This window comes from Chryseobacterium sp. AG363 (genome assembly GCF_003610675.1).
Taxonomy (GTDB): domain Bacteria; phylum Bacteroidota; class Bacteroidia; order Flavobacteriales; family Weeksellaceae; genus Chryseobacterium; species Chryseobacterium cucumeris.
Window position 1 is genome coordinate 2,269,317 of the sequence record NZ_RAQF01000002.1, and the last position, 20,331, is coordinate 2,289,647.

The 20,331-nt window shown below is 35.8% G+C and carries 24 protein-coding genes; 13 read left to right on the forward strand and 11 right to left on the reverse strand.

From position 1 onward, the window contains the following. The 3 genes from ureB to DEU39_RS10285 all read right to left on the reverse strand — a co-directional run bounded on the left by ureB (position 1) and on the right by DEU39_RS10285 (position 1,202). Positions 1 to 369 carry an urease subunit beta gene (gene ureB / locus DEU39_RS10275; protein ID WP_034697259.1) on the reverse strand — a complete coding sequence of 123 codons (369 nt, stop codon included), beginning with the start codon at positions 367 to 369 and terminating at the stop codon, positions 1 to 3. Positions 370 to 380: 11 nt separating this feature from the next. Beyond that, complete coding sequence (gene ureA / locus DEU39_RS10280; protein ID WP_034697260.1) at positions 381 to 683, reverse strand: urease subunit gamma; 303 nt, start codon at positions 681 to 683, stop codon at positions 381 to 383. A gap of 153 nt (positions 684 to 836) precedes the next feature. Next, the gene (locus tag DEU39_RS10285) at positions 837 to 1,202 is read right to left on the reverse strand and encodes a hypothetical protein (RefSeq protein WP_120231872.1); all 366 of its coding nucleotides are present in this window, start codon (positions 1,200 to 1,202) and stop codon (positions 837 to 839) included. 406 nt (positions 1,203 to 1,608) lie between these two features. Here DEU39_RS10285 and pruA point away from each other — a divergent pair, with 406 nt between their 5' ends. From pruA to DEU39_RS10300, 3 genes are all read left to right on the forward strand, one after another. Then, the gene (gene pruA / locus DEU39_RS10290) at positions 1,609 to 3,234 is read left to right on the forward strand and encodes an L-glutamate gamma-semialdehyde dehydrogenase (protein ID WP_062674595.1); all 1,626 of its coding nucleotides are present in this window, start codon (positions 1,609 to 1,611) and stop codon (positions 3,232 to 3,234) included. 293 nt (positions 3,235 to 3,527) lie between these two features. Further along, a complete protein-coding gene (locus DEU39_RS10295; RefSeq protein ID WP_120231873.1) occupies positions 3,528 to 3,749 on the forward strand; it encodes a cytochrome C551 in 222 nt (73 codons plus the stop codon). 325 nt (positions 3,750 to 4,074) lie between these two features. Next, the gene (locus DEU39_RS10300; protein WP_120231874.1) at positions 4,075 to 4,284 is read left to right on the forward strand and encodes a hypothetical protein; all 210 of its coding nucleotides are present in this window, start codon (positions 4,075 to 4,077) and stop codon (positions 4,282 to 4,284) included. 317 nt (positions 4,285 to 4,601) lie between these two features. Here the strand turns inward: DEU39_RS10300 and DEU39_RS10305 are convergent, their stop codons facing one another. Continuing rightward, positions 4,602 to 6,230 (reverse strand): AraC family transcriptional regulator, encoded by a 1,629-nt coding sequence (locus tag DEU39_RS10305; RefSeq protein WP_183037400.1) that lies wholly within the window; start codon positions 6,228 to 6,230, stop codon positions 4,602 to 4,604. A gap of 301 nt (positions 6,231 to 6,531) precedes the next feature. Here DEU39_RS10305 and DEU39_RS10310 point away from each other — a divergent pair, with 301 nt between their 5' ends. Then, the gene (locus tag DEU39_RS10310; RefSeq protein ID WP_062674587.1) at positions 6,532 to 7,692 is read left to right on the forward strand and encodes a thioredoxin family protein; all 1,161 of its coding nucleotides are present in this window, start codon (positions 6,532 to 6,534) and stop codon (positions 7,690 to 7,692) included. Positions 7,693 to 7,763: 71 nt separating this feature from the next. Here DEU39_RS10310 and DEU39_RS10315 read toward each other — a convergent pair whose 3' ends face one another. From DEU39_RS10315 to DEU39_RS10330, 4 genes are all read right to left on the reverse strand, one after another. Next, positions 7,764 to 8,456: a hypothetical protein gene (locus DEU39_RS10315; protein ID WP_120231876.1), complete on the reverse strand. Its 693-nt coding sequence runs from the start codon at positions 8,454 to 8,456 to the stop codon at positions 7,764 to 7,766. A 253-nt stretch (positions 8,457 to 8,709) separates the two neighbouring features. Further along, on the reverse strand, positions 8,710 to 9,402 hold the full coding sequence (locus DEU39_RS10320; protein WP_120231877.1) for a hypothetical protein: 693 nt from the start codon (positions 9,400 to 9,402) through the stop codon (positions 8,710 to 8,712). A 272-nt stretch (positions 9,403 to 9,674) separates the two neighbouring features. Continuing rightward, entirely contained in the window at positions 9,675 to 10,367 is a 693-nt protein-coding gene (locus DEU39_RS10325) for a hypothetical protein (protein WP_120231878.1), read from the reverse strand. 137 nt (positions 10,368 to 10,504) lie between these two features. Further along, positions 10,505 to 11,527, reverse strand: coding sequence for a 3-oxoacyl-ACP synthase III family protein (locus DEU39_RS10330; protein ID WP_120231879.1), 1,023 nt, complete (start codon positions 11,525 to 11,527; stop codon positions 10,505 to 10,507). A gap of 73 nt (positions 11,528 to 11,600) precedes the next feature. Here DEU39_RS10330 and DEU39_RS10335 point away from each other — a divergent pair, with 73 nt between their 5' ends. The 5 genes from DEU39_RS10335 to DEU39_RS10355 all read left to right on the forward strand — a co-directional run bounded on the left by DEU39_RS10335 (position 11,601) and on the right by DEU39_RS10355 (position 15,655). Further along, positions 11,601 to 12,500, forward strand: coding sequence for a CorA family divalent cation transporter (locus DEU39_RS10335; RefSeq protein WP_062674576.1), 900 nt, complete (start codon positions 11,601 to 11,603; stop codon positions 12,498 to 12,500). Between the two features lie 92 nt (positions 12,501 to 12,592). Further along, positions 12,593 to 14,179 carry a patatin-like phospholipase family protein gene (locus DEU39_RS10340; RefSeq protein WP_120231880.1) on the forward strand — a complete coding sequence of 529 codons (1,587 nt, stop codon included), beginning with the start codon at positions 12,593 to 12,595 and terminating at the stop codon, positions 14,177 to 14,179. 44 nt (positions 14,180 to 14,223) lie between these two features. Beyond that, complete coding sequence (locus tag DEU39_RS10345) at positions 14,224 to 14,703, forward strand: DUF2199 domain-containing protein (RefSeq protein ID WP_228436736.1); 480 nt, start codon at positions 14,224 to 14,226, stop codon at positions 14,701 to 14,703. Between the two features lie 23 nt (positions 14,704 to 14,726). After that, positions 14,727 to 15,206, forward strand: coding sequence for a hypothetical protein (locus tag DEU39_RS10350; RefSeq protein ID WP_120231881.1), 480 nt, complete (start codon positions 14,727 to 14,729; stop codon positions 15,204 to 15,206). Continuing rightward, complete coding sequence (locus tag DEU39_RS10355) at positions 15,203 to 15,655, forward strand: hypothetical protein (RefSeq protein WP_120231882.1); 453 nt, start codon at positions 15,203 to 15,205, stop codon at positions 15,653 to 15,655. The genes DEU39_RS10350 and DEU39_RS10355 overlap by 4 nt, the downstream gene beginning before the upstream one ends. 43 nt (positions 15,656 to 15,698) lie before the next feature. Here DEU39_RS10355 and DEU39_RS10360 read toward each other — a convergent pair whose 3' ends face one another. Next, positions 15,699 to 16,229, reverse strand: a complete 531-nt coding sequence (locus tag DEU39_RS10360; protein WP_120231883.1) for an NAD(P)H-dependent oxidoreductase — start codon at positions 16,227 to 16,229, stop codon at positions 15,699 to 15,701. A gap of 91 nt (positions 16,230 to 16,320) precedes the next feature. Between DEU39_RS10360 and DEU39_RS10365 the strand changes: the two genes are divergently transcribed. After that, positions 16,321 to 16,698 carry a winged helix-turn-helix transcriptional regulator gene (locus tag DEU39_RS10365; protein ID WP_062674569.1) on the forward strand — a complete coding sequence of 126 codons (378 nt, stop codon included), beginning with the start codon at positions 16,321 to 16,323 and terminating at the stop codon, positions 16,696 to 16,698. A gap of 87 nt (positions 16,699 to 16,785) precedes the next feature. Here DEU39_RS10365 and DEU39_RS10370 read toward each other — a convergent pair whose 3' ends face one another. Further along, positions 16,786 to 17,340, reverse strand: coding sequence for a DNA-3-methyladenine glycosylase I (locus DEU39_RS10370; RefSeq protein ID WP_120231884.1), 555 nt, complete (start codon positions 17,338 to 17,340; stop codon positions 16,786 to 16,788). Next, entirely contained in the window at positions 17,340 to 17,657 is a 318-nt protein-coding gene (locus tag DEU39_RS10375; RefSeq protein ID WP_120231885.1) for a MazG-like protein, read from the reverse strand. Before DEU39_RS10375 ends, DEU39_RS10370 begins: the two co-directional genes overlap by 1 nt. A 165-nt stretch (positions 17,658 to 17,822) precedes the next feature. Here DEU39_RS10375 and DEU39_RS10380 point away from each other — a divergent pair, with 165 nt between their 5' ends. From DEU39_RS10380 to DEU39_RS10390, 3 genes are read left to right on the forward strand one after another with little or no spacing between them, the layout of a single operon-like run. Next, a complete protein-coding gene (locus DEU39_RS10380) occupies positions 17,823 to 18,737 on the forward strand; it encodes an alpha/beta hydrolase (protein ID WP_120231886.1) in 915 nt (304 codons plus the stop codon). A gap of 38 nt (positions 18,738 to 18,775) precedes the next feature. Further along, entirely contained in the window at positions 18,776 to 19,132 is a 357-nt protein-coding gene (locus tag DEU39_RS10385) for a hypothetical protein (RefSeq protein WP_062674562.1), read from the forward strand. Between the two features lie 54 nt (positions 19,133 to 19,186). Beyond that, positions 19,187 to 20,200, forward strand: coding sequence for a TQO small subunit DoxD (locus DEU39_RS10390; RefSeq protein ID WP_120231888.1), 1,014 nt, complete (start codon positions 19,187 to 19,189; stop codon positions 20,198 to 20,200). Positions 20,201 to 20,331 lie beyond the last annotated feature (131 nt).

Sequence of the window (20,331 nt, forward strand, 5' to 3'; positions counted from 1 at the left end):
TTAATGATTTTTAAAGTTTAACTCTTCAACTTTTGCAAGGCTTACTTTTTTCTGTTCTTCAGAATCTACCTGCCCATCGACAAGATTATTGAAGCCCATTGCTTTTTTGGTTCCTCCTATTTCTACCAATTCCACTTCTTTTTCTTCTCCCGGTTCGAAACGTACTGCAGTACTTGCTACAATATTCAGTCTCTTTCCGAAAGCTTTTTCCCGGTCAAAGCTCATCGCTTTATTAACTTCAAAAAAATGGAAGTGTGAACCTACCTGAATAGGTCTGTCACCTGTATTGGTTACTTTTATTTTCACAGTTTCTCTGCCTTCATTGCAGATAATTGTTCCTTCTTTTACAAAAATTTCTCCTGGTATCATAATCAGTAGTATTAGCGGATTGGATTGTGTACGGTTACCAGTTTTGTCCCATCCGGGAAGGTTGCTTCAATCTGAACATCGTGGATCATTTCTGAAACGCCTGGCATCACATCTTCTTTGGTAAGAAGGTTGGCTCCTTCCTGCATCAGTTCAGCTACTTTTTTCCCATCTCTCGCTCCTTCAAGCAGAAAGTGGCTGATCAGAGCTATTGATTCCGGGTAGTTTAATTTAAGGCCTCTTGCCTTTCTTTTCAGAGCGAGTTCGCCTGCCAGAAATAGCATAAGCTTCTCCGTTTCTCTCGGTGTTAAGTGCATAATATTTTTTATTTAAAATTGGACAAACAATGTCCTATTCACCTCTCCGTAAAGGCAAACAGACATGTTCAAAAATGTAAATCGGGAATGATTTTTACGAGTCTGTACTCATGGGAATACAAACCATAGCGGATCATTAAAAATTAAAAAGAATTAGCAGCCCGCTATCTGCAGGGAATGATACAGAATGTACCTTGGCGCTGTAATGTAAATACGGTTTTGAACGGCCGCAACCCGTGTGTTGTAAGTATAATCTGCAAAGAAATAGTGGAACCACTGCTGTGCAAGTATTGAATAATCAAATTTTACTTTCTCCCAGTCATTGGAATCCTGTACATCCTGCGCATCTGAAAAACTATAGATTTCAGGCTGGGTCTGCTGATCAGATTTCTGTTGTAAAAGATGAATTTTTGAAAGGATATCAGAATATGGCTGAGTTTTCCCCTTATGTGCAAAAAGACCTGCACACAACGTTGAGAAAAATATCACAAAAGAGAAAAATAAGACTCTTTTTTTCATACCTGATAATAATGGTGTAAAATTAGAACAATCTTATCCCTCCGGGTATCAAAAAAATTATTTAAAATGTTCAAAATCGCAACAAAAGTGAATTTATATAATTTTAACATTCCATTATAAATCCCTTATTTACAGCCATTAATAGCTATTTTTAAACTATGACAAATATTTTATTGTCCTAATTCCTATAATTACAATAAAATGACGCATTTTTTTCTAAAAGCTAAAAAATCATCAAAACATTCCAGGATTTAATAAAATCTATCATCAAAAAAAGCTTAAATATCATCAGAAAATTCATTTTATATTTTATTTGACAAAAACAGATGTCATTTTTTCTTTCTTTATAATTATTGTAAATTTGTATACACATCTTATTTAATTTAATAAAATAATAAAACGTAATATGTCAAAAGCAATTTCGCAAGTACCATTAGCGGTAAACGAGCCTGTAAACTCATATGAACCGGGATCTCCGGAAGTTAAAAGCCTTATCGACACGTATAAAAAAATGTGGGCTGAAAAGGTAGAAATCCCAATGATCATCAACGGAAAAGAAGTAAAAACTGAAACAAAAGTACAGCTTCAGTCTCCACAGGATCATACGCATGATTTCGGATTCTACTATCAGGGTGGTATGCAGCATGTGGATGACGCTATCAACGCGGCATTGGCAGCTAAACAGGAATGGAATGAACTAGGCTGGGAACAGCGTGCAGCAATTTTCTTAAAGGCAGCTGATCTTTTGGCTGGTCCTTACAGAGATGTAATTAATGCAGCGACAATGATCGGACAGTCTAAAAATGTTCACCAGGCTGAAATTGATTCTGCTTGTGAGTTTATCGACTTCTTAAGATTCAATGTAGAGTTCATGACAGAAATGTATGCTGAGCAGCCGGTTTCTGACAACGGAATCTGGAACCGTGTTGAGTACAGACCATTAGAAGGGTTCTGCTTTGCGGTAACTCCATTCAACTTTACAGCGATTTCAGGAAACCTTCCGACTTGTATGGCCATGCTAGGAAACGTAGTGGTTTGGAAGCCGTCTGACAAACAGGTATATTCTGCAAAAGTCATCATGGATGTATTAATTGAAGCGGGTCTTCCTGCAGGAGTTATCAACATGATCTTTACTGATGGAAAGGAAACTGCTGAAAAAGTATTAGCGCACAGAGATTTCGCTGGTCTTCACTTCACAGGGTCTACAAAAGTATTCCAGGGAATGTGGAAAATGATCGGTGATAATATCCACAACTACAGAACATATCCAAGAATCGTTGGAGAAACAGGGGGTAAAGACTTTGTGATTGCTCACCCTTCTGCTAACGTAGAAGCTGTAGCAACTGCATTGGTAAGAGGTGCTTTCGAATATCAGGGACAGAAATGTTCTGCTGCTTCAAGAGCTTATATTCCTAAGTCTCTTTGGGCTGATGTGAAAAAAGTGATGGAAGCTCAGATGAGCACCATCAAAATAGGTTCTCCGGAAGATCCTTCTAACTTCGTAAACGCTGTCATCGACAAGAATTCTTTCGAGAAATGTAAAGGATATATCGACAGAGCTAATGCTTCAGGTGAAGCTACTGTAGCTATCGGTGGTAAAGTAGATGATTCTAAAGGATGGTTTGTACACCCAACAGTAATTGAAACTACAAATCCTCAATACGAAAGTATGGTAGAAGAGATCTTCGGCCCAATCCTTTCTGTATTTGTATATGAAGATCAAGACTGGAAAGAGACCCTTAAGTTAGTAGATTCTTCTTCTCCATATTCATTGACAGGTTCTGTATTCTCACAAGACCGTTACGCAATTAACGAAGCTTACAAGGCTTTAGAGAACGCATCCGGTAACTTCTACATCAATGATAAACCAACGGGTGCCGTAGTAGGACAGCAGCCTTTCGGTGGTGGTAGAGCTTCAGGAACTAATGATAAAGCAGGTTCAAAAATGAATCTTCTAAGATGGACGTCTGTAAGAAGCGTAAAAGAGACTTTTGTTTCTCCAAAAAACTACAAATATCCATACCTTGGGTAATTAATAAATAATGAGTAATAGGCAATGAGTAATTGTTGTCAGTTCTTTGAATACAGCCTCGGAATTTCGGTTTCGGGGCTTTTTTGTAGCGTTTGGGAGTTTGAGAGTGGAGAGTATGGTGGCAATAAAGTATTCCGGATTATCACTTTAAACTTTAAACTCCTAATATCTAATCTCTGTTACCTGTTACCTAACATCTTTTAACAAACTTTACCTATATTTTACGATTCTGCAGACCCTGTTAGGAATAATTGTTGATTTTTCATTAGTACAACACCACAAAATAGAAGAATATGAAAAAGTTATTGCTAACAGCCGTTGGAATAGGAATATTTGCAGTGAGCTGTGGAACCAAAGAATCGACAATGTCAACGAGTAGCCGGGATTCAGCGGCAGTAGGTAATACGCAGAAAAGTATGACACCTTCCACTACTGATACAATGACTACAAAAATGACGAATCCTGATACTACCAAGATAAAAAGGGATTCTATGGCAACGTCTCCTGTCAAGTAGTAATGATAACATTCAATCTAAAAATGGAAATCTGCAGATGAAAGCTCTGCAGATTTTTTTTGTTGAAAGATCAGAAATTAAAATATGAAGTGATAATTAAGTTTTGTTTTGAAAGATGCTTATTTTTTTAAGTTTTCCTAAAACAAATGGATAGATTATTTACGGTTAGCTAGGTTAAGCCCAGCCCTATTTGAATCTTATTAAAACATCTTTTATCTTTTATCTTTTATCTTTTATCTTTTATCTTTTATCTTTTATCTTTTATCTTTTATCTTTTAATTAAATCCTTATATTTGATTAACATCAACAATAAAAATTAACTATTATGAGAAAATTATGGATAGGAACAGTTCTTGGACTTCTTTTCCTTGGAAGCTGTGCTCAAAACAAAGAAAAAAGAGAGGAATATAAAGATGCTCACGATAAAGATTCTTTAAGAAACAGAATGGGTGATTCTGCCGTAGCGAACTCCATACCTTCACCCGCAACCTCCGATACTGCAAAAGTAAAAACCGACAGTATAAAAGTTAAATAAAATCACAAATCCACAGAAGTTCTGTGGATTTGCACTTAAAAAAACTTGACTGAAAAAAAACCGGGCAATCAACCCCGATTATAGCATATAGCAGATATTCTGATCAGAATATTTCCTTTAAAAATTTAAAAATGGGAATGCAGTTTCTCTTATAATGATCTTAGTTCAGAAATGAAATAAAAGCGATAAGCTGTAACAGAATTGTCTTGTGCACTGCGAAACTGGCGCAAAGATATGATAGCAAGGCTTTCCTTTAAAATAATAGGTTGTTCATTTTCGTGAAAATAGCAATATAGAATTGAATAAAATGCCCGTTTTTAATCATTTTCGGGAAAATGACTACTTTTATATGATCCGGGTTCATTATCCAGATATTTAATGTAAGCTGATGGAGAATGGTCTGTGACCGCCTTAAAGACTGCAGCAAATTTACTGTGGGAAGAAAATCCGCATTCATCAGCAAGGATACTTATTTTATACTGTCTGTACTTCTCATCATTGATCAGTTTGTCTACAATATAATTGATTCTTAAACGGTTGACATAGGTTTTGAAATCCGCATTTTTGTGTTGATTGATTACATACGAAAGATATTTTGTATTGGTATTCAGTTCACCTGCAAGAAAAGAAAGGGACATGCCTTTATTGTTATAAAGATCACCTTTTTCAAAATCCTCAAGCAGTTCCAGCAGTTTTGATTCTGTTTCAGGGGTCATCAGAGAATCATTTCTTCTTCTGTCTGTCTCTGAATCTTTCTCATCTATTTCTTCCACAAAAATATTGGAAAACTCAAAATCACCAGATTGTTTTAAAGGATAGTGTGTCCTGTTACCGATCATGTTAAACTGAGTTCTGATGATATTTCTAAGCCTTGACCGCTGTTTCTTCTGTTTCCTTCTAATAAAAATAAACAGACCAACCAATGAAATGGACAGAATGACAATAGCGGCATTCTTTACTCCATTCATCTGCGCATTTTTTTTATTAGCCTTTCCTTTTGGATTTTCAAAATCTTTTATGGCAAAACTCTGGTTACGGGCTGCAATACTATCATAAGCACGTATATATTTCACCGCATATAATGAAGCTTTAAAATTGTCTCCAATTCCTTCGTAATAATCATTAATATTGGAATAAACAGCTTTTTTAAGCTTAAGGCTCCTGGATGTATCTGCAATTTTTTCTGCTTTTTTAAGATATAGCTCAGCATCTTTCCAGTTTTTCTGCTTCAGGCGAATGCCTCCTAATCCATTATACACCAACCCCAGTGTACAACTTCCATTGTTCAGCAGGCTTTCTGCTTTTCGATAATAGTCTTCGGAAACAGTATAATCATTAAGCTTGAAATAGACATCTCCCAGCAGCTGATAAGAAGCTGCGGCTGTTCTGTTTCCGTTCTGGCTGTTTATTTTTCCAAAATATTTCAGAGAAGACTCAATATTACGTATTGCATTGGGAAAATTTCCCATTTCCATTTCATAGAAGGCCATTTCCTGATTCAGCAATCCTGCAGCTTCACTCCTTTTCTGAAAATCAACAATCTGACCTGAAGCCTGAAGTCCTTTTATAATATATTTTTTTGATCTTTCGTATAACCCTACCTGTCTATATTGCCGCGCAAGTAATCTGGTCACCACAGCCATCCATTCCGGGTCATTGATCTGATTGATTACCGAGTGGGCATTTTCACTGTAACAGATTGCTTTTTTAAGTTCACCTGCATGATGGTATAATTCTGAAGAAAGCACAAGGCATTTTATTTTCTCTGAAGGTTTTTGCGCCTTCATATAGAGCGAATCTGCAGTTTTGATTGCTTTGGGTAAATCTTTATACGCTGTAACAGAAGAGGTCTTCTCACAGATAAGATCAAAGTTATTTTTTTTCTGAGCGAATATGGGAACTGCTGTTGCCAGCAGAAATAAAAATTGCAAAAGACTTTTAGGCATAGAAAAATAAATTATTATTTTGATTTTATAATAATTCATCATTGATTTCACGGAGTGTCTTTTTGTTTTTTACAAAACTAGTGATATTTTATTTTTTATTAAAATATTATATTGAAATTTAATCATTTAACCCAGAATAGCAATTTACATTAATTTTAATAATAAGACTAAAATAATAGATGATTATCTTTAATATAATCTGATGCCTGTTTTAAAACCAAAGTTCCTGTATAATTATTTTCAATATGAACGGCTCATGTGTCATCATATTTATTACATTTGCATGGAATAAAAAGTTTTTATGAAAAAAATAGCAATACTTTCCTCAATCTTTATAGGGGTCCTTGCGTGGGCACAGGGAATTAAATTTGAAGAAGGCAATTTTGCCTCTATTCTGGCCAAAGCAAAAAAAGAAAAAAAACTGGTCTTTATTGACGCATATGCCTCATGGTGTGGACCTTGTAAACTGATGGTTAAAAATATTTTTCCACTTCAGTCTGTAGGAGATTATTACAATTCTCACTTTATCAATGCTAAAATTGATATGGAAAAAGGAGAAGGAATTGAGCTGGCCAAAAAATATAATGTAAAAGCATTCCCTACTTACCTGTTTATTGATGGAAATGGTGAAGCTGTACACAGAACTTTAGGATATGTGGAAGAAAAAGACTTTATCCAGTTTGCAAAAGACGCGGAAGATCCCAACAAAAGACTGACTTCTCTGAAGCAACAGTTTGAAAAAGGAGAAAAAGATCCTGAGTTTTTAAAGAATCTTGCGGGCCTTACCATGTATAACGATGCTGAGTTTGCCGGGAAAGTTCTTAACCGTTACTTTCAGCAGAAAACAAGTTTAGACCAGGAAGATATCCAAATGCTTCTTTCAGGAGTACAAACTACAGATAGTCCTTTGTATAAAATTTTCCAGGATAAGAAAGCTGATATCGTTAAATTCTTCCCGGAAGATAAATATGAAAAGTTTGATAAAAATATTAAACTGAATACTGTTTCTAAAAAAGCCTATAATCCGGATACAAAGAAATGGGATGATAACTATTTCATGGCTGAAACCCAAAAATTTCTAAGCAAAGAGGAAGCTGACAAGATCTTAAAAAGAATGAAAGCCAACAGAGCTTTGAAGAATAAAGATATTCCTGAATACGAAAAACTAATTCTTGACCTTTACAAAGATTATTCTGCAGTTGGCTCTGAAGAACTGAATTCTCTTGCCTGGAACTTTTTTGAAAATGTGAGCAATAAAGCTTCTCTGGAAAAGGCCATTGCATGGGCGCAGGAATCTGTAAAGAAAGACCAGAACTTTGCCAATACAGATACCTTAGCTAATCTTTACAATAAGGTTGGTGATAAGAAAAATGCAAAAATGTGGGCCGAAAAGTCTATTGAACTGGCAAAAAGCACAGGACAAGATTCTTCCGACACAGAAAAATTATTAAAAAGCCTTTAAATAAGGCTCTGTTTATAATACAAAAAACCGCAGAACTGAGGTCCTGCGGTTTTTGTTTATTTTATTAATACTTAATTATTATAGACTAAAACCTGCATCTTGGTAAGCATTGATTCTACGTCACCATTATATCCAGAGTAAGTAGTAGGATTTACATTTACTTTTGCAAGACCTGACCAGGCGGCATACTGAACTTTAAAAGTATATGTACCCGCAGGAAGCGTCACCGATTTTAGAAAAGTTACCGGTGTAGGAAGATCATTCAAACCTCCTCCAGCTCCTATTTTAGTGGTATAGGCTGATGATATTTTAACATTATTCTGTGCTAAGATAAAAACCCCCTGACTGGAAACGCCACCACTAGGGAAATTAGTGGCATATCCAAGAATGGTAAACAGAAAAGTTTGGGTACGTCCTGTTGGCACTGTTAAGGTAATTGTTACTCCAGGTACGTCAATTGTTGTTCCCTGAGCTGCGGTTGCTTCGGTAGTTCCCTGCACATAATAAGCACTGTTAATGGTTCCGCTTATCGTATTCAGGGTTTGCCATGAAGGAGCTGCCGCTGCACCATTAGAAGTTAAAATCTGACCGGTGGTTCCTGCTGAACCTGCAGTTGTGGCATTTCCTCCTACATTTAATTCATTCACTACCTGTAATGAACCGTTAACGTGCAAAGTTTTCTGAGGAGTAGAGGTCTGTATCCCCACCTGCGCACAGAAGGATAAGGGAACTAAAAAAGTTCCAAGTAATAAATAGTTTTTCATTTATTTGTTTTTAGAATTCCTAACAAAATAAAATTACAATAAAAAATAATTAAAAACAATTACATTATGATAAATATTTTAAATTATAAAAAATAAATTTCATTACAATATCTATAATTTAAAACTAATAAAAAGTTTCATGATCTTTTTTCACATTCAAATACCCAAACCAATTATTACATTTAACATAAAAAAGTTAAAAGCTTTATATAGCAAAAACCTTAAACTAAAGCTTATGGTTTTTATTTTGATCTTAATTATTATAGACTAAAACCTGCATCTTGGTAAGCATAGACTCTGTATCCCCATTATATCCACCGTAAGTAGTAGGATTTACATTTACTTTTGCAGTACCTGACCAGGCGGCATACTGAACTTTAAAAGTATATGTACCCGCAGGAAGCGTCACCGATTTTAGAAAGGTTACCGGAACGGGAAGGTCTACTAATCCTCCTCCATTTCCTATTTTGGTGGTATACGCTGACGATATTTTAACATTATTCTGAGCCAGAATAAAAACCCCCTGACTGGAAACGCCACCACTAGGGAAATTAGTGGCATATCCAAGAATGGTAAACAAAAAAGTTTGGGTACGTCCTGTTGGCACTGTTAAGGTAATTGTTGCTCCAGGTACGTCAATTGTTGTTCCCTGAGCTGCGGTTGCTTCTGTAGTTCCCTGCACATAATAAGCACTGTTAATGGTTCCGCTTATCGTATTCAGGGTTTGCCATGAAGGAGCTGTCGCTGCACCATTAGAAGTTAAAATCTGACCGGTGGTTCCTGCTGAACCTGCAGTTGTGGCATTTCCTCCTACATTTAATTCATTTACTACCTGTAATGAACCGTTAACGTGCAAGGTTTTCTGAGGAGTAGAGGTCTGTATCCCCACCTGTGCACAGAAGGATAAGGGAACTAAAAAAGCTCCAAGTAATAAATAGTTTTTCATTTTTTTGTTTTTAGAATTTTTAACAAAATAAAATTACAACAAAAAACAATCGAAAAAATTACACAATAATGAATATTTTCAATCAAAAACAATAAATTGTATTATAAATTCTATAATACAAATAATATTTTCAAAATTAACAAAAGCTTCATGATTTTTTCATGTTCAAATACCTAAATCAATTATTAAGGTTAACATAAAAAGAGGTCAAAAGCCTTTATAAAGCAAAAACCATAAACTAAAGCTAATGGTTTTTGTTTACTTATTAATATTTAATTATTATAGACTAAAACCTGCATCTTGGTAAGCATAGACTCTGTATCCCCATTATATCCACCGTAAGTAGTAGGATTTACATTTACTTTTGCAGTACCTGACCACGCAGCATACTGTACTTTAAAAGTATATGTACCCGCAGGAAGCGTCACCGATTTTAGAAAAGTTACCGGAACGGGAAGGTCTACCAATCCTCCTCCATTTCCTATTTTGGTGGTATACGCTGACGATATTTTAACATTATTCTGGGCCAGAATAAAAACTCCTTGACTGGAAACACCACCACTAGGGAAATTAGTAGCATATCCAAGAATGGTAAACAGAAAAGTTTGGGTACGACCTGTTGGTACTGTTAAGGTAATTGTTGCTCCAGGTACGTCAATTGTTGTACCCTGAGCTGCTGTTGCTTCAGTAGTTCCCTGTACATAATAAGCGTTATTAATGGTTCCGCTTATTGTATTCAGTGTTTGCCATACCGGAGCAACACCACTCCCCTGAGAAGTCAAAATTTGCCCTGTTGTACCCGGAGAACCAGCTGTAGTGGCATTTCCTCCTACATTTATTTCATTTACTACCTGTAATGAACCATTGACATGTAAGCTTTTTTGAGGGGTTGCAGTTTTAATACCTACTTGAGCACATAGGGACAAAGGGAATAATAAAGTCCCAAAAAATAAGTGTTTTTTCATTCGTTGTGTTTTTATAAAATTACCGGGACAAAGTTATATTAAAAAATACAACATCTGTAACAATTAATAAAAACACAACGGTTAATCGAAAAAAATCTATGAAATCAACTCATTTAATTTACAATATATTCAAAAAGTTAAAATTCAAACAAAACACTTCCCCATGTAAATCCACTTCCAAATGCTGAAAGAAGTACAAGATCACCTCTTTTTATTTTTCCCTGTTCAATTGCTTCACTTAAAGCAATGGGAATAGAAGCTGCTGTTGTATTTCCATATTTCTGGATATTGTTGAAGACTTTCTCATTCGGTAAGCCGAATTTTTCCTGTACAAACTGGGCAATTCTCAGGTTCGCCTGGTGCGGAATAAACATATCAAGATCTTCAACCGTCTTTCCGGCTTTGTTCAAAGCTTCCATCATGGTTTCGGGGAATCTTGTTACCGCATGCTTGAATACGAAGTTTCCATTCATGATCGGATATACTTCTTTGTTCGTTACATTTTCAGGATCTTTTCTCATTCTGTCACTCCATCCGAATTTTGAACCCGGGAACTGGGTACAAAGATCGTCAGCATATTTTCCTTCAGAATGCATATTCATCGCTAAAATATCTCCTGCATTTTCATCTTCTGATGCAGAAAGAACGATTGCTCCTGCCCCATCACCAAAAATAACCGACACTCCTCTACCTTCGTCAGAAAAATCCAGTCCGAAGGAGTGAACCTCTGCTCCTACCACAAGAATATTTTTATAGGTACCTGATTTGATGAATGCATTGGCCACACTCATAGAATACACAAATCCTGAACACTGATTTCTTACATCCAATGCTCCGATCGTATCACATCCCAGCATATCCTGAAGCAGGACACCACATCCCGGAAAATAATAATCCGGTGAAAGTGTTGCAAAAACAATGTAATCAATATCTTTTGAGGTAAGACCAGCATTACGGATGGCTTTTTCTGCAGCTTTAAAACCTAGATAAGCGCTGGTTTCCTGAGAGTCATATCTGTTTTTTCTGTGTCTTCTTTCCTTGATACCTGTTCTTTCCGTAATCCACTCGTCATTGGTAGTCATTAGTTTTGCTAAATCATCATTTGTAACAACGTTATCTGGAACATAAAATCCCACACCTTTTATTGTACTTTTAATCATATAGTTTTTTAATTTTGGCAAAGATAAAACTTATTTAACACATAGTTTTTCAAAATATTAGTATTTTTACTTTATGCCAATTGATACGATATACAGAACCTCCCAGTGCGAATGGGTAGATGTAGAGGCTCCTACTTTAGAAGACCTGAAATTTCTTCATGAAAGATATGAAATCAACAACCTTCTTCTGGAAGATACGATGGATCCTAATCACCTTCCGAAATATGAAGAAGACGGGAATGTAAAATTCTTTTTACTCCGAGAAAGTACCGAACTGGAAAGAAAGAATTTGAATACCATCAGTGATATCAGCACCAAAATCGGAATCTTTCTTGTGGAAAATACCATTATTACTATCCACAGGATGAAAACCAGAAGTATTTCCGAGACCAAGAAAAAAGTGTCTTTGATTCAGGAAGATCTTAAACCTCAGCAAATCATGCTGATGATTGCTATATTGATCATGAAAAGTTTTGATGATGAATCTTTAAGCCTGTTCGAAACGATGGACAATATTGAGAATGAGATTTTCCTTAAAAATACCAATCATACCAGCCAGATCCGCCGCCTTTACAAGCTGAAAAGAAAATCTGGATTAAACTCCCGCGTACTGGTAATCTCCACGGATGCTATTGATAAATTTAAACTGCTGAATTTACAGGACTCAGAAATTGTCGATTTGAAAGATAAGCATAAGGATGTAGTTGCCGATTTTGATCATTTAAACATTCAAATTACCAACCTTATTTCCATGTTCCTGGCACTTTCGGACCAAAAAGCCAACCAGGTGATGAAGGTGTTGGCCATTTATTCTGTTTACTTTTTACCCATCACTTTCATTGCCGGGGTTTATGGGATGAATTTCGATAATATGCCTGAGCTTCATCATAAGTATGGCTATTTTATAACATTGGGAGCGATGGCTACTGTTGTGATCAGTACATTTATTTATGTAAGGCGAAAACAGTGGTGATTCGTTTTTATATCAATACATAGGCACAAAGATTTTGATCACCCAATTGATCATCTTTGTCTTTTACCGGCACATCCTCAAAACAAAATACCATGACTACCGAAAACCTCAACAAAATTCTGGAAGATCCTTCTCTTTCACAGACATCCAAAGATAAATTGCTTGCTTTACACGGAAATATAGCTGCCAAAGAATTCTCTGATCTTCTGGATCAGTCCGGTAATCAGTATATAGAATTTGTACAGGAAGGTGGCGGTGTCTGGGGAAGTGCACTGGTTGGCTATCTTTATGGTCTGGAAATATTCGGGATCCGTTTTCTGAAAGTAGCAGGAACGAGTGCCGGAGCTATTAACACCATGCTTATTGCAGCCTGCAAAACCAAAGAAGAAGCTAAAAGTGAGCTGATCAAGGATATACTTTTCAGCTGGAATTTTGCGGATTTTATGGATGGGAAAACGTATGTAAAAACGACGCTCCATGCTATGCTAAACAATAAGGATTTCTTTAAGATCAATGCTGTTATTGCCGTTATCCTTTTTATAATTCTGATCAGCATTCCTTTTCTGGCACCTTCAACTACGATCCAGAATGCCAAACTGATGTTTCTGATTCCCTTGATTCCGGCTGTCATCCTCTTTTTCTGCATCCAAAAACTGTATAATAATTTCAGGAAAGAAAACAGCGGACTGAATCCCGGAAATATTTTTCAAAATACCATGCAAAATGCGCTGGATCAATTTGGAATAAAAACAGTTGCCCATCTTAACGAAAAATTCATTCAGAAAGAAAAAGACCTTAATCTCAGCTACCGCTATGGGAACGGGCAGGAATATTATCTTATGGCTTTGCAAAGCATTGAAAAAATTAAAGTCAAAAATCAGGAACATATCGACCAAACCCGATACAGAATTTTCTACGAAAGCGCCGTCAACAATGATTATTATAAAAACAATCCCTTCTACCTTCTGAAGTCTGAATATGTAATTATTACCACAGATATCAATGCTAAAATTAAAGTAGAACTTCCTACGATGGCTAATCTCTACTGGTCTGAAGAGGAACTGAAGCACATCAGCCCTGCTGAATTTGTAAGGGCTTCTATGGCAGTTCCTTTTTTCTTTGAACCTTTCCAGAAACAAATCAATAAAGATGATGATTCTGTAAAATATGCATGGAGATACTGGATGAATACCCAACCTGAAGACATCAACCCTGCAGGAGTTTTCATTGATGGCGGCAGTATTTCCAATTTTCCTATTGACTTATTTCATGCTGATGAAGTTTTTTATCCGAGAATGCCACTTTTTGGGGTACAGCTAACCAGTGATTCTGCCATTCTTTCTGAAAAAGGGAAAACCAGTGAAGAAATTCTTAAAACACCGTTCAGCTATGCTGGAAATATCATCAGCACTCTGAAAGGGTTTAATGATAAAACATTCCTTACCAAACATACTTTTTATAAGCTATACAGCATACAGACCGTTAACTGTGGGACCAGCAGCTGGCTGAATTTCTTTATGAAAAGAGAAGAAAAGGAAGAACTCTTCAACAGAGGTTTTCAGGCTGCCCTTGATTTTCTCAACACATTTGATTGGGAAAAGTACAAATATGAAAGAATGATGCTTACGATGAAGGAGAAAAAAATACTCAAAGAAGAGGATACTCCTACGGTGGGATAAGGATTTTAGTTTTTAAATTTTACCAACATTACAAATAAAATACGATGACGAAATACATCTGCCAATGCTGCGGTGAAGAGAAAGAAGACTGGCCTGCGATAGCCTATAATGCCCCTTATTTCTATTACTGCTTATCGGAAGAGGAGTTAAAAAATACTGAACTTACCTCAGATGTATGTGTCGTTGAAGATCCTGAAGATACCCATAGATTTATCCGTACTGTTCTGGTACAGGAAGTTACGGATGACTGCAGAGATCTGGATTATGGAATCTGGGTTTCACTGAGTGAAAAAAACTTTAATGAATATGTTGAAAACTATGATAACAAGGAATTTGAAGCTGAATATTTCGGATGGCTTTCCACCTATCTTCCGGATTATGAGTTTGAGGAAAGTGTTCCTACAACCGTGGTAGTCAATAATTCTATCGGGCGTCCATTTGTTATCCTCACCAAAGCTATGAGCATCCGTTTGTATACGACTTTTATAATGGCATTACAAAAGAAGAAGCAGAGAAAAGAATAAATAGGGTTTTAAATAAAGAATAAATGAACTGGATTATCAGAAGTACAAAAAAGGTTAAATTCCATACCAATCTTCAAGAGGTTTTGAAACCTATATGGAATGATCTTGCCATTTATAAATGGATTTTGACGGATTTAGATTTTATATCTGATCAGACTCTTCCCATTAATTTTGATGAAGATTATTTTGTGTTGGATCATCCGGAATTTGAACAGCTCTATCAAAGTAATACTCAGATCATTTGGGGGATCATTTCAGCCGTTCCAAATACTATTGAACCCGATACTTCAGCCTTTTCTATCTTATCTGTTGAAGATACAAGTGTTTGGAAACCTGATCATTTTTTAATTCAGGAAAGCATTTTAGAAATTATTGCTTTTGACAGCGGATATACCCTTGTGAAATTTAAAGATATAAATCTTTCAGATACATTTAAAGAATACTTCCAGGAGCAGGCAATAGATCTGCAGAAGTTCAACGAGAAATATAGAACTGGAGCATGAAAAAATTGATCTCAGAAAAATTTCATATTATTCTTTTGATACTCACTTTAGGATGTATCATATTCTGTTTAATTAGTGCCAATTTAGGAAATAATGGCATCCTTAAAAACCCTAAATATACCATTGGAGAAGCTATATCAGACTGGCATCACAAAAACAATAATGGCGTAGGAATAGATTACAAATATGATGTTAATGGTATTACCTATTCTAAAACGGCCAATTTCTCTTATAAGAAAGGAGATAAATTTCTGATCATTTTTGATTCTATAAAACCCAATAATTCAGCGATACTTGACATCTATTCTATTGAAAACTACCTTATAGATGTAAAAGTTCCTTCAAAAGGCTGGAAATATCAGGATGTTCCCTTTAATATTGACAGTAATATCATAAAGAAATATGTACAGGACTGGAATGTGGAACCTTTTGAATACATACAAAAGTAAATTGAACCCGTTTTAATTCAAGTTCAATTTTACTCTCATTCAGTTATAAATTGTCCAGAAACTCCAGATACATCGGAACACTTCTGTTGATCCATTCATCGGAAGAATCTCTTTCAATTCCATAATACACGAATGGTTTTTTATAATCGGCTTTTATATAATCGAAAGTCAGTTCATAAGGTCGGAAAAGTTCATTCATCGTGTATTTATATTCCCCTGTTTCAGAATATCCATCTTCATCTATTCCTGCGGTAACAGCCAGTGTCATTTTCTTTCCGGCCAGTTTGAAACCGCTGTTGCTTCCATACGCCCAGCCGTATAAAACGACTTCATCCAGCCATTGTTTTAAAAGCGGCGGGCTGCTGAACCAATAAAAAGGAAACTGAAATACAATCTTGTCATACGATTCCATCATCTTCTGCTCTTCTGCCACATTGATTTTTCCATCAGGATAAGCTTCGTACAGTTGATGAACCGTGTATTTTTCAGGATATTTTTTTAACTCGTCAATCCATTTTTTATTAATCACTGATTTTTCAATATCAGGATGGGTAACAATTACTAAAGTCTTCATTCTGTTTAAATTTCTGTTACAAAATTACAACATGTAACTTACATTTTGTACATTAGCAACCTATTGTATGGTACTATAAAAAATGTAAGTAATGACTAAAATAAAGGAAACCTCTACCAATTTTGCCAATAAGAAAGCCCTTGCTGATGAATGTCCGGAAATCTATGCCTCCAACACTATCGGAGGGCAATGGGCATTGGCCATCTGTTGTTATCTGATCAATGGGAAAATGAGATTCGGAGAACTTAGAAAAAAGCTTCAGAATATTACTGAACGTATGCTTACACTTCAGCTCCGCAGACTGGAAGAAGACAAAATTATTACCAGAACCGTATATGCAGAAGTTCCGCCAAGAGTAGAATATGAACTTACAGAAATTGGCTATAAGTTGAAGCCTATCATTCTTGAATTTGAAAAATGGGGAAATGAGCATAAAGAACTGATGAAACAAGCATCAAAAGATAATTGAAAAATGAGATTCCTGCGGAATGACTGAGTGTATGCATAATGTTAAATACTTCTATCTGTCACTCCGTAGTAATCCCTATATATTATTTCACTGTTTTTTCTTCCACAAAGGCTTTTGAGCTAATACTTTTGCGTGAATCGGGCAGCTTTCATGATGAGCGCCTTTTAGATATCCGGTGCTCATAAGAAATTCGTTTACAATTTCTCCACCAGTGAATTTGAATGTTTTTTTGAAAAGCTTCATCCATTCCTGCAAAGTCAGTGGATGATGATGCTCCAGCCATTTTTCAAAAGAACCAAATTCCTTTTGTAATGCAATGATTGTTTTAGCATTTTCAATGGCAGCATTTACTTTTAGCTTATTCCTTATAATTCCCGGATCGCTCAATAATCTTTCACGGTCTTCTTCTGTATAATCTGCTATTTTCTGAATATCAAATTGGTCATATGCTTTTCTGAAACTGCCTTCTTTTTTCAGAACCGTTTCCCAGCTTAATCCTGCCTGATTGATTTCAAGAATCAGTCTTCCAAACAATTCATTATCATCATGAATAGGAAACCCATAATAATGGTCATGGTAATTTTTGTGCAGTCCTTTTCTGCTTTCGGGCTGCATTCCTTCTATTGCTAAACAATAACTCATTACAATATATTTTCTGTTTTCGTTAAAAATTTGTCCATGGCTTCGTTAATATTAATTCCTGTACGGTCTGCCAGAACAATCAGCCACCAGATATTTTCGGCTAATTTATGCTCCAGTTCTTCTGCTGAATCTTTCTTCAGCCATGTTTTCTGATGGGACATTACATTCCTCCCTACCAATCCGGCATCGGTAAGATATGCAAGTGCATCTTCTTCCAATGACCATTCTTTTCCGTTGCTTTTTATTTCCAGCTGATGATACTTCTCTCTGATGTCTAAAGAACGTTTGACGATGGTATCAAAATTATTGGTGTCCATATTTCTCTGTTTTTAAGTAAAGACTTTCGAAAGGTAAAAATAAATCAGAGTTGTGACAACTGTCCGTCAGTAGTGATTTCAATTTTTAAATGTAATCATAATTCCCTTCATTTTATCTTCTTTTGCCCAGAATATTTAGTAGTTTTGAGAAGTTAAAACGACATCATGAAATCTGTGTTTTCCTTTCTTTTTATTATATGTTCGCTCCTCTTCAAAGCACAGAATTTATATTCAAAAGCGTATGGAAATCCCCAAAACCCACCTGTTATTTTTATCCATGGCGGACCAAGCGGAAATGCTACTTTGTTTGAAGGAACTACCGCTCACATGCTTGCCAATAAAGGATTTTATGTGATCGTTTATGACAGACGCGGTGAAGGGCGCTCAAAGGATGAGAATGCTACCATGACATTCAAAGAAAGTTTTGAGGATTTAAAAGATATTTACACCACTTATCACCTCCAAAATGCAAATATACTTGCCCATAGTTTTGGTGGGATCATCGGGACTTTATTTACAGATCAGTTTCCTCAAAAAGTAAAAACACTTACATTGGCAGGAGCTTTATTTACCCAACAGGAAACCTATGATCATATTTTAAAACAGGCTCAAGAACATTTTAAAAATGATGCTGCTCAGCTTCAGGAGATTTCACAAATAGAAAGTCTGGACAAAAATTCTGCTGCTTACAGAAAAAGATGCTATGATATGGCCGGGAAACTTGGCTTCTTTGATATGCCTCATCCTACTCCTGAAAGTGAAATGCTGAGAACGGAATACAACACAGGCGAATTTTACAAAAACAATATAAGAAATGCTGAGTCTCCTACTAAATTCTATCAAAATGAGCCTCAGAATAATCTGGATAATACCTCGGTTTTAAAAGATATTCGAAAAAAAGGAATTCCCGTTTTTGCAGTGTATGGTAAGAATGACGGCATATTTTCAGAAAAACAGATGAATGATCTCAAAAATATAGTTGGAAAGACAAATTTCAGACTCATTGATAACTGTTCCCATTACTTATTTGTTGATCAGCAAAACGATTTTTTAGAATTTATTAAGCTTACATTGAAATAAAGTGTAGTTTTGTAATCATGCACAATTCAGGAGTCCATATGAAAACCTATAAAGCAATCATTACGATGCTTATTTTGGTGTTTTCATTATCTCCTTGTTCTGTAAAAAGAAATGTTCTTGATATTTTTGACATTCAGTTCATAAGCGGACTGAATAAGATTAAAACAACCTCTTCAATTTCCTTTAGCTGTGATGTGGCATCTGCTACTTCCGGAATTTCGGTTTCAAAAAACAAAACTCAGAGCCAATACAAAAATTCTTTTCCTGGTTTTTCTTCAACAACCGGAAATTCTGTCGAAAAAAGGATTTCTTTCAATAACTACTCAGGGCATTCTACAGGTAACAGCCCACCGAAATATATTTTATTTAAAAGGCTGAAGCTTAATCTGGTTTAAACTTTTTTTAAATCGAATTAAAAATCAGTTTTTTACAATACAATAGTAATTTCAATGAAACATATCTTAAACCGTCAGTCTTCAGAGCTGGCCGGATTATACACTTTATCCCTCCGTATGGTTATCGGATGGACTTACTTTTCAGCGTTTTGGCGCAGATTGATCCTCGAAAACAAGCTTATTCCTGATGAAAAGGGATATATCGGGGAAAAATTCAATCACTTCTTACCCAATGCCCTGGGAATAAAACCAATTATTGAATACCTGGTAACTCATCCTGATGCTTTGCAACGCTCTATGATGATTTTTACCATTATCGAAGCCATTGTGGGTTTATTCATCATCCTCGGATTATTGACCCGCTTAATGAGTATAGGAATTTTCAGTCTTGCTCTAGGAATTTTACTAGGTTCCGGATGGCTGGGAACAACTTGTCTTGATGAATGGCAGATTGGTGTTTTAGGTATTGCAGGCGGATTTGTACTGTTTCTTACAGGAAGCGGATCTTATTCTCTGGACTATTATTTCATAAAAAACAACAAAAATTTCACCCAGAAAAGATGGTTTCAATGGTCGGGTTCAGGGAGTTTTCCTATTTCAAACCCAAAAGTTCTTGTACTGGCAGGCTCAGTGATTATATTCGGACTGACTCTTTTTACCAATCAATATTTTCATGGAGGTGTATGGGGAACACTGCATAATAAGTCTGTAAAACCTAAACTTGAGATTTCAAATATTTCTCATAACAATTCGAAGCTGACATTTGAAGTCTACAGAACAGAAGGTGCTGATGTGTACGGTTCTTTTCTGATAGGTATTCATGTTCTCGACAAAAACGGAAAGATTTTAAAGGAACTTGATCATAAAGAACTCTCCGGAATTTCAAAAGAAAATATAAAGAATCATTATGTTGCCAAAGTGAAACCCGGAAAACACAGTCTTGTGATTCCGTTGGGAGCCAAGGCTGATGTTACCCTGAATATTGATGATATTTTTCAAAAAAATGATATCCACACTTTGAAACTGATTGATGTAAGTGGTATTGAGTGGGTAGAGAATATTGAATAAGGTTTGGGATTCGCGATACGAGGTTCGGGGTTCAGGGATTGGAGTTTATTATTATAACGTTTTATGATTTGGCTAAAGCCGTTGGAAGATATTTTTTTTGTAAATGGGCTTTCTTCGTCTACGCTCTTGAT